This is a genomic window from Halonatronum saccharophilum DSM 13868, from assembly GCF_000517025.1.
Classification (GTDB): Bacteria; Bacillota; Halanaerobiia; order Halobacteroidales; family Halobacteroidaceae; genus Halonatronum; species Halonatronum saccharophilum.
On record NZ_KI912097.1, the window covers coordinates 150975 to 163260 of the forward strand.

At 33.7% G+C, this 12286-nt stretch carries 13 protein-coding genes; 3 read left to right on the forward strand and 10 right to left on the reverse strand.

The features are described 5' to 3' along the window. Both HALSAC_RS15900 and HALSAC_RS0112025 read right to left on the reverse strand, forming a co-directional pair. The coding region (locus HALSAC_RS15900; RefSeq protein ID WP_035571875.1) for an aminotransferase class V-fold PLP-dependent enzyme at nt 1–380 on the reverse strand (380 nt) is incomplete at its 3' end. 230 nt (nt 381–610) lie between these two features. Continuing rightward, nucleotides 611–1681 carry an IS30 family transposase gene (locus tag HALSAC_RS0112025; RefSeq protein WP_027338586.1) on the reverse strand — a complete coding sequence of 357 codons (1071 nt, stop codon included), beginning with the start codon at nt 1679–1681 and terminating at the stop codon, nt 611–613. Nucleotides 1682–1892: 211 nt separating this feature from the next. Between HALSAC_RS0112025 and HALSAC_RS0112030 the strand changes: the two genes are divergently transcribed. The 3 genes from HALSAC_RS0112030 to HALSAC_RS0112040 are packed head-to-tail and all read left to right on the forward strand — an operon-like array spanning nt 1893 to nt 3836. Further along, complete coding sequence (locus tag HALSAC_RS0112030; protein WP_027340456.1) at nt 1893–2651, forward strand: DUF1385 domain-containing protein; 759 nt, start codon at nt 1893–1895, stop codon at nt 2649–2651. Nucleotides 2652–2666: 15 nt separating this feature from the next. Further along, nucleotides 2667–3245: a 5' nucleotidase, NT5C type gene (locus HALSAC_RS0112035; RefSeq protein ID WP_245579474.1), complete on the forward strand. Its 579-nt coding sequence runs from the start codon at nt 2667–2669 to the stop codon at nt 3243–3245. A gap of 24 nt (nt 3246–3269) precedes the next feature. Then, the gene (locus tag HALSAC_RS0112040; protein WP_035571881.1) at nt 3270–3836 is read left to right on the forward strand and encodes a class I SAM-dependent methyltransferase; all 567 of its coding nucleotides are present in this window, start codon (nt 3270–3272) and stop codon (nt 3834–3836) included. Between the two features lie 40 nt (nt 3837–3876). Here HALSAC_RS0112040 and HALSAC_RS0112045 read toward each other — a convergent pair whose 3' ends face one another. The 8 genes from HALSAC_RS0112045 to HALSAC_RS0112080 form a co-directional block, all read right to left on the reverse strand. Next, the gene (locus tag HALSAC_RS0112045) at nt 3877–4944 is read right to left on the reverse strand and encodes an ABC transporter ATP-binding protein (RefSeq protein ID WP_027340459.1); all 1068 of its coding nucleotides are present in this window, start codon (nt 4942–4944) and stop codon (nt 3877–3879) included. Between the two features lie 47 nt (nt 4945–4991). Continuing rightward, nucleotides 4992–5792, reverse strand: coding sequence for an ABC transporter permease (locus HALSAC_RS0112050; protein WP_035571883.1), 801 nt, complete (start codon nt 5790–5792; stop codon nt 4992–4994). A gap of 17 nt (nt 5793–5809) precedes the next feature. After that, nucleotides 5810–6397 carry a CDP-alcohol phosphatidyltransferase family protein gene (locus tag HALSAC_RS0112055; RefSeq protein ID WP_027340461.1) on the reverse strand — a complete coding sequence of 196 codons (588 nt, stop codon included), beginning with the start codon at nt 6395–6397 and terminating at the stop codon, nt 5810–5812. A gap of 148 nt (nt 6398–6545) precedes the next feature. Continuing rightward, nucleotides 6546–7412, reverse strand: a complete 867-nt coding sequence (locus HALSAC_RS0112060; RefSeq protein ID WP_051412213.1) for an ABC transporter permease — start codon at nt 7410–7412, stop codon at nt 6546–6548. Between the two features lie 92 nt (nt 7413–7504). Further along, nucleotides 7505–8749 (reverse strand): ABC transporter substrate-binding protein, encoded by a 1245-nt coding sequence (locus HALSAC_RS0112065; protein WP_051412214.1) that lies wholly within the window; start codon nt 8747–8749, stop codon nt 7505–7507. Between the two features lie 93 nt (nt 8750–8842). Then, a complete protein-coding gene (locus HALSAC_RS0112070; protein ID WP_051412215.1) occupies nt 8843–9550 on the reverse strand; it encodes a TVP38/TMEM64 family protein in 708 nt (235 codons plus the stop codon). Nucleotides 9551–9568: 18 nt separating this feature from the next. Further along, entirely contained in the window at nt 9569–10339 is a 771-nt protein-coding gene (locus tag HALSAC_RS0112075) for a heterodisulfide reductase-related iron-sulfur binding cluster (protein ID WP_027340465.1), read from the reverse strand. Between the two features lies 1 nt (nt 10340). Then, nucleotides 10341–12149 carry an FAD-dependent oxidoreductase gene (locus HALSAC_RS0112080; RefSeq protein WP_027340466.1) on the reverse strand — a complete coding sequence of 603 codons (1809 nt, stop codon included), beginning with the start codon at nt 12147–12149 and terminating at the stop codon, nt 10341–10343. Nucleotides 12150–12286 lie beyond the last annotated feature (137 nt).

Genomic DNA, 12286 nt, shown 5'->3' on the forward strand with positions numbered 1-12286 from the left:
ATACCTTCTTTATCTACACTTAAACGTATAACATCAAAACCTTCCTCTTCTAGCCTATTAAAGACCTCTAAGACTGAAGGGTGTTCTATAGAGGAGGTAATTATTCTATTACCGTATCTTTTAAGAGCCTTTACCCCTCCCTTGATGAGCATATTATTGCCTTCAGTCCCTCCAGAGGTGAAGTATATCTCATTAGGTTTTACCTTAAGCTTCTTAGCAATCTCCCTTCTAGCTTCTTTAATTATCTTTTCAGCTTCTATCCCTTTTCTATGTAGTGAAGAAGGATTGCCATAATAGTTTTTTAAAACTTCTGTTACCCTATTTACTACCTTATCATAAGGCTTTGTAGTTGCTGCATTATCTAAATAGATCTCTTTCATCTCATATCATCCTCTTCTAGCTATTTAATGTATCCTTTACTGATATTTGAACTTACTGATTACTCATCACTCATAACCCATTACTAGTTAATTAATATCAGCATAACATTTTTATTATATCAATTAGGCGGTAAAAATAAAAGTAATTATAGGAATTTTAACTATTCTGAAAATTGCAATATAAAATGCACAGCCTTTATGGAAAAAAACACCTCATATGATGTGTTTATTTATGCTACATTTAAACCTATTTCAAATATATTATTAGAACTTTTAAAACCAAACATCTTCCTAGGATAATTATTAATCCATTTTTCAATTCTTTTAATTTGATTTCTACTAAGATTCTTAAAGCTACTTCCTTTTGGCAAAAACCTTCTAATCATTTTATTTAAGTTCTCATTACTCCCTCTTTGCCAAGAAGAGTAAGCATCAGCATAATATTGCTTTGTCCTTGGAATTTTACTTCTTGTAAAAGAAGTCTCTATTCCTGTATAGTTATAAAATTCTTTCCCATTATCAGTTGTAATAGTCTTGAACAATTCTCTAAACTTCTTTACTCCTATTCTTCTTTCTATTCGATCCAGACCTCTTATTACAGCTTCCTGCGTCTTATTAGGTATAATCTCTATTATTTCTTTTCTACTATACCTCTCCGTTAGAACTAATAAGAAAGGCTCTCCTTTTCCCTTTCTACCCTCTACTAGATCCATTTCCCAATGACCTACTTCTAACCTCTCATCAGCTGCTTTAGGCCTATCTGATATTCTTCTACCTTCTTTACGTCTTTTAGTTGATTCTTTTTCTTTCTTCTTTGTCTTTTTAGACTTTTTATAATTACCATAGGTCAACTCTTCTCTACTTACAAATAGGATGCCTTTATCTATATAATTATAGATAGTCTTCCAATGTAATTCTATTTCAAAATCTTCACTATTTTTTATCATATCTGCAATTACTTCTGGAGAATACTTATCTTTGATTTTTTCCTCTATAAACTCAGCTAACCTGTGATCTTTACCTATTTTTATTTTAGCTCCTTTAGCTGTAGCATTTTGATCATATACCTTTTGAGCCTTTAATGCATCATATTCTATTCTAATTGTATAGTCCCAATTTAATAGCTCTATTTTGCCTTTTTTAACCTCTCTGCTTATTGTAGTTCTATGTCTACCTAACTCTTGTGCAATCTCTTTGGGAGACTTGTTTTGTTGATTATACAAGTGTTCTATTACTTTTCTATCTTCCCATTTTAAGTGTTCACCTTTGTTCTCATTTGTGTTATAATTATCTTGGCACATATCAATACCTCACTTTATGTTATTTGTGGTTATTTAACATTATATATGAGGTATTCATATGTGTCATTTATTTTTTGCACTATCCGTGCATTTAATTATACAATGTTCCAATTTTAACTATTCTCTATTCTTTATTATTTATTCGTTAATATATTGACAGATTGGATTATAAATAATAAACTATATTAAAGTAGGAGGTGTATTGCCGATTATGAAGATTGGTGGTAGAGCATATAAAAATGGTGTTAGGCTTTTTGGAGAAAAGTACTCCGTTAAAGCTTATTACGATGGTGATAAATTAAAATATCAAGTTGGAAAGAGTTTGAAGAGAAAAAGCAGATGGTTTTTATTTGCTAAGAAGATACCTGTCTTAAGAGGGTTGATTTCTCTCTTCTCCTCTATTATCTTCTTATTTAAGGAGGCTTCTAATAGTCCAAAGAAGTTTTGGCCAATAATAAGCATCTTAGTAGTAGGAACTTTAATTGAGATCTACTTTATCTTTCATCCTTCTAGTGGGTGGTTGATTAGTAAGCTCAACTTTGGCCCTTACTTTTATATAACGTTATTTGGTGTAATAGCTTATACCTTAAGGAGGACAGTATTAAATGAGATATTTAAGTTTCACGGAGCTGAGCATAAAGCAGTAAACTATTATGAGTCTGATTATAAAGGATCTTTAGAGTCCCATTCGCGTCTAGCTAAGAGATGTGGGACCAATTTAGTAGTCTTTTATTTCATTATAATTACTATAACTGGCTACTTAGATGTCCAGATCAACTTTTATTTAGAAGCATTATTGGCTTTAGGTTTAGCTTATGAACTTATACTCTATTCTCCTAAGTTATTATTATTAATTCCTTTCTTAGGTCAAAGATATACGACTGTTGAACCGGAGAAGAGACATATTAAAGCTGCTCAAAAGGCTTTAGATATCTTAATTTGGAAAGAGAATGAAGGAAAGATCAATTAATTAAGGAGTGAGAAAATGAGTGAGAAAATGAAAAAGGTTATTGGTGTAGATATAGATGCAGTATTGACCGATGAAGGTAAAGGTGAAGATAATATCTGGCATCGGAATATCTGCGATTACTTTGGACTTGATGGGAGAAAGAATAATAAATATGACTTCTGTGAGGCTTATGGATTAAGCCTTGCAGAGGTTGAGAAGTTTGTGGAAGATCGTGGAGATGATATATACCTGAGTGTCCCTCCAAGACCAAAGTGTAAAGAGGTGTTGGCCCGGTTAAAGGAAGAAGGTTATAAGATAATTCTAGTTACTGCTCGTCCTTCCAAAGATAACAAGGTAACCTTAGAATGGTTGAAAAAGAATAAGATTCCTTACGATAAGCTTTTTCACAGTGATGAAAAGCACCTCATCTGCCAAAAGGAAAAAATTAAATTCTTTATTGATGACCATCTAAAACATCTTATACCTATGTTAGATTTAGATATGGACCTTCTTTTGATGGATATGGACCATAATTTTGACTATGAGGGTAAAATTAAAAGAGTCGATAATTGGGGAGAAATTGAAGAAGAGATCAGAAGATCTTTCGCAGATTAATTTGTTGAGAGGAGAATTTCTAATATGAAAAGTATGTTGAAAAAATTAATCTTCAATACTACATCTAAAAGTTGGGCAAAAGAAAAAAGAAGAAGAATAAAACCCTTTATTAAAGATGGAGATAAGATAATAGATATAGGAGCAGGAAAAGGGGCTTTATCTTGGTCTTTAATGGAAGATGGTTATGATATTACACCTGTTGATGTTAAAGACTTAAGCTATTCAGAGATGGTTAATCCATTGATCTATGATGGAGAAAGGATCCCCTTTGAAGATGATAAATTTGATGTAGCTTTACTTATAACAGTACTTCATCATACACCTGATCCAGAAAAGATTATCAAAGAAGCTAAACGAGTAGCAAAAAGAGTTATTATTATCGAAGATGTTTATAATAATAACTTCGAAAAATATGCAACCTGGTTTATGGATAGCCTTTTAAACTGGCAATTTAGTGGTCACCCACATACAAATATGAAAGATAAAGAGTGGAAGGACACCTTTAAAAAATTAGGGTTAACTTTAAAAAGTACTAGTGAAGAAAGAGCTTTATTTTATTTTAAACAGAACACTTACTATTTAGAAAGATAAAAAGGATTGGAGCCTAGGCTCCAATCCTTTTTATCTTTTTCTAATCTCTTTCTAGAAAAGAGATGTTTTTTACCTCTACCCTAGCCTTAACCTCCTCCTCTAAAGCAAAAGACTTCTTTAGCAAGGATATAGCCTTAATTGTTAGGTTATTATTTATAGCCAGTTGATAATAGGTTCTTTCCCCGGCAAATTCTTTACTCTTTACCCTACTATTCAAATAGATATATTCCTTATTATCACTTAAATCCTCATTACTAGATAGGATCTCAACCATTTCAGGTCTAATCATAGCAATTAAATCTTCTTTAGCTATAGGCTTATCTTCTGTAGAAGGCACCTCTTTATCTAAGTCTTTTAATAAGATATTATCTCCTTTTAAAGTAGCGTTTAAATAATTTGCTTCTCCTAAGAAATCTGCTACAAACTTGGAATTAGGTTTTAAATATAAATCCTCTCCACTGCCGTATTGGAGAACCATACCCTTATTCATAATAGCAATCTTATCCCCCATCAGCATTGCTTCTTCTCTGTCATGGGTTACAAAAATTGTAGTCATCCCTTCTTTTTGATGCAACTTCTTAATTAGCTTTTGCATATCTTTTCTAAGATTAGCATCTAAATTGGATAAGGGCTCATCTAAAAGGAGAACTTTGGGTTTGATTGCTAAAGCCCTTGCTAAGGCAACCCTCTGTTTCTGTCCACCTGATAACTCTTTGGGATAATTAGACTTATATTTAGATAAACCAATCATAGATAGTAGTTCATCGACCCTTTCTCTTCTGTATCTTTTATTATAACCAGCCATTTTTAGACCAAAGCCTATATTCTCTTCAACAGTCATATGAGGAAAGAGGAGGTAATCTTGAAATACCATAACAGCCCCACGCTTTTGAGTAGGTATATTAAGGACTGGATCTTTATCAAAGTAAACTTCTCCAGAATCTTCCCCTTCAAGACCAGCAATTATCTTAAGAGTTGTAGTCTTCCCACAACCTGACGGGCCAAGTAAAGCGACCATCTCTCCTTTATTTACCTTTAAATTTATTCCTTTTAAAACGGTATCATTTTTAAAAGTCTTCTTTAAGTTCTTTATAGAAATTTCAACCATAATTATATTGCTCCTTAAATTATAATAATTTAATTATACATGAAATTTTAAATACCTGCTTTAAATATCTTATCCTTTTTGAGTATAGACTCTAAAATAACAATAAAGATCAATATAGATATAATAAAGACAATACTATAAACGGCTGCTAAAGATCTATTACCTCTTTCTACTAAAGGAAATAGAAGCATGGTAAAGGTCACTACCCTTCCACCACCAATTAAAAAGGTTAAAAAATATTGACTAAAAGAGATTATAAAGACCATAATAGAAGCAGAAAAAATTCCTCTTTTAATTAAAGGGAGGGTTATATAAACAAAAGTCTGCCACCAGTTGGCCCCTAAAACTGCAGCCTGCTCTTCAATCTTATTTCCTACACCTTCAAAGGTATGATTTAAGATCATAATAGAGTAAGGTAAGGATGGGATTAAATGAACCAATATAACTCCTATAATTTGACCACTTAAACCATATTTAATAAAATTCATATGAATTCCCATAGTTGCTGCTAATGGTGGTACAATGATTGGGGCCAACAATAATAGTTTAATCATATCCTTCCCCCAAAAACTATAAAGGGCCAAGGCCTTAGAAGCAGGTATGCTAACTCCAATAGATATAACTGTAACAGCTATAGCGATAATAAGGCTAGTCAAGAGAGCCCTGCCAGTACCGCTGATTGGATTAAAAAAGTATGCCCAACTATCTAAAGTAAATTCAATAGGTAATAGGTGTGGCCAAGGCCAACTCCCACTAAAAGACCACATTAATAAAATAATTAATGGTAATATTAAAAGTGCAACTATGGTATAAACTATAGTATATCTTATTGTATTAATCAAGTCCATCACCTTCACCTCTTTTTCTATTTGCTTAAAATCCTCTTTGCTTCAGCCATCCTCTGTAAAGCTGTAAATAAAACTGTAGCAGCAAAGATCAAAGTAATTAAAGTAATCTTATTAGGTATTAAAGTCATAAGAGTTAGGAATATAAAACCTTCTGTCCTCTCTGCTACTCCAGCTTGATAGTGAAAAGACTTTATTCCTTCATTTTTAGAAACAGCCCCTACCGTTAAGAAGATGGTCATAGATAAAATTATAGCCCCTAACAATAGTATTAATGGAAACTGAGCCAAAGGGTATTTAAGAGCCAAACCAATAATTAAAGATAACTCTACCACCCTATCAAAAGTTACATCCATTACTGTCCCCCAAGAGGTTGTATTCTTACTCTTGCGAGCCATCGACCCATCCACAGCATCTAAAAAGCCAGACAACCATAGTAGTATAATTGCAGTTATAGAGTAATTAAAATAAACAAAGAGTCCTGTTAAAGCACCAATTAAAAAAGCGACCCAAGTTATAAAGTTAGCACTAAGACCAAAACTTAATAAAATACTAGCAGTTCTTTCAATTAAAGGCTCAACATACTTACGTCCTTTAGAATCTAACATAAAAAATACCTCCTATAAGTTTGATTAAAATTAATAATATAGTTGCACTTTGTGCAACTGGTAATCAGTAAGGTCAAAACCTAAGAATAAAGGGTTTTTGGAATTTTAAGGTTTTACTCATTACCGATTACTAATCACTCATCACTATTCATATCCTAGATAGATCCACAACCTTCTTATAAAGAATAATTAAAAAGGTTGATATAACAGCTATTGTTATCAATATTGCCATGGCATAGGGCCTTTGTTGTATATTAAGGCTTGTATACCGATGATAAGCAAGGACAGGTAAGGTTCTAGGATTTGTTGGCCCTAGAAGAAATGGGATTTCAAAGGCCCCAAAGGAAAAAGCAAATATAATTATAAAGGAAGACAATATCGTCGGCATAGATAAAGGAAGATAGATATTCCAAAATATCTGCCTTTTGTTGGCCCCTAGATTAAGAGCTGCTCCTTCCCAAGAAGAATTTATACCCCGTAGTATTGTATATACCATCAAAGCTACAAAGGGAATCTGTTTCCAAAGGTAAACTAGGATAATACCTATTCCCCAAGGGTCAAAGACCATCCGAGGAAAACTTGAGATATCCTCTATAAACCCAAAACTATAAAAGATTCTAGATAGAGATCCACTTTGAGTAAAGATAATAAATATAATCAATGACCCAACAGCATGTGGGACAATAATTGGTAGCTTATAGATGGTTGAAATAAACTTATTCTCTTTTGGCAATTTTAATAATTGATAAGCTAATAGAACACCTATAATTACCGAAAGAGTCGAAGATACTACAGAAATATAAAGGGTATATCCTAAAGATGAAATAAACTGCTCATCATTAAATATTCCGCGAAAATACTCAAGGCTTATATTATTTAATCCTATCAGAGGGAAATAACCTAAACTTTGTGTCAAAGCTATTATTAACCCTCCTAAAAATAATAAAACTATGATAGACAAAGAGGGTAATAGGAGTATATAGGGTATTAATTTTTTCTTGATTTTAGTATTCATTTTTTACCCTCCAATTAATAAAATGTTATATTAAAAGTCCATTAACCTGATTTAGGAGAGAATAAATTCTCTCCTAAATTTAAGCTTATAAATTATCTATTTACTATACGATCCCATTCTTCTTCAATGATCGGAACAAAACGTGCTGGCATCTCTGGAACACTATGGCTATCTAAAGTTTCTTGAGATAAGGTAGCTATACCTGTATCAATACTATCCACTATAGCCTTCTCTTCATCAGATAACTTCTCATAGCTAAAGATAGGCATATCTCCCCAAATTTGCGGATCAAATTTAGATACTTGAGCTTCAAATCCAGCTAAGAAGTTAGCTGCTACCAAAGCTCCAGCCTTATTCGGTGAGTTAAAAGGAATAGCTAAGAAGTGGGTATTTGCAATAGTACCATTCTCTAAAACAAAGGTTCTAGCAGTTTCAGGAAAATTACCACTTGCAATTTCACCTGAAGTTAGAATTGAACTATAAGCCATAGTAGCCATTAACTCTCCATCGACAAACATATTATTTAATTGTGCTGTAGTAGCTGGATATGTTTGGCCCTCTCTCCATAGATAAGGTTTTAAATCTCTAAGCAGCTCCATAGCAGGTCTAATCATTTCTCTAATCTCTTCTTCATCTTCAATTTGATGGTAAGCTTCATATCCACCAGTCATTTCATAAATTATATGTCTTACAAAGACGCTACCTGTAAAATTAGATACCGGATCTGGATAAGTAAACTTCCCTGGGTTATCCTTTATCCATTGGATAAGCTCATCAAAGGTATATGGAGGGTCTTCTGTTCTTGCCTGGTCATAGGTAAAGGTGAATTGAGCTTTACCATAAGGTAGTTCATAACCTTCTGTTGGATAACCAAAGTCTGTAATAATCTCTAAAGACTCTGTATCCATATAAGCTTCGTAATTAGGAACTATATCGACAAATGGGCCAAATAATAGTCCACTCTCCTTAGCAACCTGAAAGTTCTCTCCATTGATCCAGAGCAGATCAATACTCCCCTCTTCTAATCCAACCTGTTTTTCACCTAAAAGTTGATTCAAGTAATCATTTGGCCCCATAGGAACTCTATTTAACTCTATACCATAATCTTTTTTTAAGTTGGATGCAGCAAAGGTATCTATCCAATTATTTATTCTCTCGTCTCCACCCCACATATAAAAATTAACTTGAGTGCCTTCAGAAGCTGATTCAATCTCTGACCACTCCATAGAGAATAGGTCTCCACTAACAACCTCTTCATCAGAACTACATCCCATAAGGGGTAGTATTAACAATAAGATGACAGTTAGTAATACTAAACTCTTTCTATTATAAATCATCCTTCTCCTCCTTGATTAATAGATATAATTTGAAATTAATTCAATTTAATAATTTAAGAATATAGAAGTGTAACTGAAAGTTACACTTTATTACTATTTAATATCTTCTACCATATTACCATGTTTCTTAGCCAAAAACTTAGGAATCATTGATAATAATACAAAGAATAAGGCTGCAACTCCTAAGTACATAAATGTAGTACCTAAGTCACCTTCACCTCTGGCAAGTGCTGAAGCTGCCATGATATAAGCAATTGTACCAGGTAACATACATATCCAAGAAACAAGTGCATAAGTTAATACTTTAATATCTGTTAGCCCATAAACATAATTTTGTAAGTTAAAAGGGAACACTGGAACCATTCGAGTAATCATCAACATTCTCCAACCATTCTTCTTAACACCTTCATCAATCTTCTTAACCTGATCATTGCCTTCTATCCAACCCTCAACCATACCTCTAGCTGCATATCTTCCAATTAAGAATGCTGCAGTTGCTCCTAGAGTAGAACCTACAGAAGCATAGATTATAGCAGGAATTGGATCGAAAGCAACACCTCCTAAAATAGCAATCGGAAGTCCTGGCAAGAAAAATACACAAGCTGCAACCCATAAAAGAATATAAACTACAGGTGCAATAGCTCCAAACCCTTGTATCCAAGTCTGTAAGCGATTAAGATTATCCATACTAATATGATCTGCTAATCCCAGTCTATGGGCCAAAAAAGCTGCTACAGCAATTACAATTACTGTTATAATTAATTTCTTCTTACTTCCTTTTTTCTCGTTATTATTAGACATTTAAACCCCTCCTTGAAGTTATGATAATACTTTGACAATCTTTTTCTTACATTTATACCTGTTAACCCAACCTGATATTGGAGTCTTAGGTAGAGTAGGGAAATCAGATTCTGAAGTCCAAAGACCGCCAAAGATAAGATCTAAGATATGAACTGCATTTTTTCCACCTTGTACCATTGAAGCCCTACAAGCCGCACAGTAAGTAACCATATAATCTGATTTAACCTCTGAAGTTCTTCTCTTCATTACCCTTTGGGCTAACTCTGGATTGGCTGGAACAACCATACCACCAAAACCACAGCAGCGAGTCTTCTCTTTAGTGCTCTTAGGTTCTTCAATTTTATAGCCAAGTTCTCTAATTATCCATCTTATCCCATCATGAATATCCTTTCTATCTCTAGTAGAACAAGAATCATGGACAGCAAAGGTAATATCACTACCCTTAGCTATACCTACCATCTCTTCTGGCAAGCCAATCTTAGGTAATAACTCCCATAGTGAAGTAACCTTTTGCTTCGGACTACTTGCTGACATAGTTAGATAACAAGATTGGCAAGCAACTATTATCTCCTCTGCACCTAGGTTATCAATGTCTTCTTGTAACTGGCTATATCTCTCTTTAAATTTATCATATTGGCCTAAAGCCTTTGTAGGTTTACCACAACACTTAAGTATAGCACCTGTTCCAGGCAACTTATTCTGTAAATGTTCTAAAGTCTTCTCTACTAAATCAGGATTATATGAAGATAAACTACACCCTGGTATAAATACTCTCTTTGCTTTCCCCATCTTATGCACCCTCCTTATCTTTACTAGCGCCTACAGTTGTAGTGAATATACCTGAAAATCCTAGCTTTTGATGCCATTCTATAGCATTATGACCTTTCATAGGTGATTTACCATCATTATTTTTAACCAATAACTTTCTCATCTCCATAAAGTGATTCTTCAATTCAAATTCATGTGGGCAAACTATTGTACATTGACTACACATGTTACAAGAATAATGAATTAATGGAGCAACCTCACCTTTAATAATATCTTTAAAGAGATCTTTAGGTGAGATACAGAAGTCATTTAACATCTCACACTCTTGCATACATAGCTTACATTGACACTCCAAACATCTAAGGGCTTCTCCCCTTGCCTCTGATGGAGTATAAGCAAACTCAACCTCTTTAAAGTTTCCTCTCCTCTCATCTACAGGTAGCATTTTAATAGAGATTCTCTCTCTTCTTGGTTCATCTTCAGCTAATTCCTTCTTCAACCAACTTTGATAAGTACCCTCATAATCTCTATTTTCATATAAATTTTCACCTTTTAAATACCTATCTATTGAAGTTGCAACCTTTCTCCCATGGGCCATAGCCTCAATAGCCAATAAAGGTCTTCCTGCCCCATCACCACCTGCAAAAACCTTCTCCTTAGTAGTTTGTAATGTTACTGGGTCAACCTTAATCTTATTTCCTCGCATCAATTCAATGGAATCATCACCAGCTAAAAAGTCAGCTTCAGATGATTGACCGATAGCAAAGATAACATTATCAACTTCGATATCTTTTAGATTACAGACATCATAAGCCGGGTTAAAGCTGCCATCTTGATCAAAGACTTGAGTACATTTTTTTAAGGTTATACTTTCCACCTTATCTTCCCCATTAATCTTCATTGGCCCCCATCCGTCATGGAGAGTGATTTCTTCTTCTAAAGCATCATCTATCTCCCATGAATGGGCTGGCATCTGATCTCTACTTTCAACACAAGCTATATGAACCTCTTTGGCCCCTTCACGCCAAGCAGTTCTAGCTACATCCATTGCTACATTTCCACCGCCAATAACAAGAACTCTTTCACCTATTTCAACTTTATCATGCTTTTCTAAACCTGCTTTTCTTAAGATATCTACACCAGGTTGAACACCTGCTAAATCAGACCCTTCTATCGGTAAGATAAAGCTTTTATGTGCTCCTACACCGATAAAGATAGCATCATAATCTTCTTCAAGCTTTTTAAAAGAAATATCTTCACCAACCTTAGTATTTAATTTGATATCTACACCTAATTTTTCTAAAATGCTATACTCTTTATCTATTACATTATGTGGTAATCGGTATTCAGGAATACCTACTCTTAGCATTCCTCCTACAACTGGCAAGGCTTCAAAGATAGTAACCTGATGGCCCATCTTTCTTAAATCATAAGCAGCTAAAGCACCTGCAGGACCTGATCCAATAATTGCTACCTTCTTTTCACTTTCTTCTTTCACATTTAGATCCCAATCCTTAGGATCATCACACTTATCTGCTACAAAACGTTTTAAGTTTTTAACAGATAAAGCATTATCAATCTCTTCTCTTTTGCACTTTTCTTCACAAGGGTGAGCACATACTCTCCCTAATATCCCTGGAAAAGGAGTTGTCTCTCTAATTAAATCTAAAGCTTTTTTATACTCGCCTTCCCCAATCAATTTAACATAGCCTTGTACATCAATATGTAATGGACAAGTTGCTTCGCAGTATGGAGGTGCATCCCCCATACAATCTTCAACTATTTCATTCATCTTAGTTACTAAGTCTTCTGGTAACCTTTCTGGTAACATAAAATTCCCTCCTTGATTAGTGAAAGATATATTTTTCACAATTATATCTAAAAAAAGACTCTCAAGAATATTATAACCTCTAATCAGACTATTTGTCTTTAGTATATAGTTATAATTTATAAACTGCTTTTTGTAGG

Coding starts and splice junctions, on each gene's coding strand:
- HALSAC_RS0112025 (WP_027338586.1), bottom strand. CDS start 1,681: ATGTGCCAAGATAATTATAACACAAATGAGAACAAAGGTGAACACTTA.
- HALSAC_RS0112030 (WP_027340456.1), top strand. CDS start 1,893: ATGAAGATTGGTGGTAGAGCATATAAAAATGGTGTTAGGCTTTTTGGA.
- HALSAC_RS0112035 (WP_245579474.1), top strand. CDS start 2,667: ATGAGTGAGAAAATGAAAAAGGTTATTGGTGTAGATATAGATGCAGTA.
- HALSAC_RS0112040 (WP_035571881.1), top strand. CDS start 3,270: ATGAAAAGTATGTTGAAAAAATTAATCTTCAATACTACATCTAAAAGT.
- HALSAC_RS0112045 (WP_027340459.1), bottom strand. CDS start 4,944: ATGGTTGAAATTTCTATAAAGAACTTAAAGAAGACTTTTAAAAATGAT.
- HALSAC_RS0112050 (WP_035571883.1), bottom strand. CDS start 5,792: ATGGACTTGATTAATACAATAAGATATACTATAGTTTATACCATAGTT.
- HALSAC_RS0112055 (WP_027340461.1), bottom strand. CDS start 6,397: ATGTTAGATTCTAAAGGACGTAAGTATGTTGAGCCTTTAATTGAAAGA.
- HALSAC_RS0112060 (WP_051412213.1), bottom strand. CDS start 7,412: ATGAATACTAAAATCAAGAAAAAATTAATACCCTATATACTCCTATTA.
- HALSAC_RS0112065 (WP_051412214.1), bottom strand. CDS start 8,749: ATGATTTATAATAGAAAGAGTTTAGTATTACTAACTGTCATCTTATTG.
- HALSAC_RS0112070 (WP_051412215.1), bottom strand. CDS start 9,550: ATGTCTAATAATAACGAGAAAAAAGGAAGTAAGAAGAAATTAATTATA.
- HALSAC_RS0112075 (WP_027340465.1), bottom strand. CDS start 10,339: ATGGGGAAAGCAAAGAGAGTATTTATACCAGGGTGTAGTTTATCTTCA.
- HALSAC_RS0112080 (WP_027340466.1), bottom strand. CDS start 12,149: ATGTTACCAGAAAGGTTACCAGAAGACTTAGTAACTAAGATGAATGAA.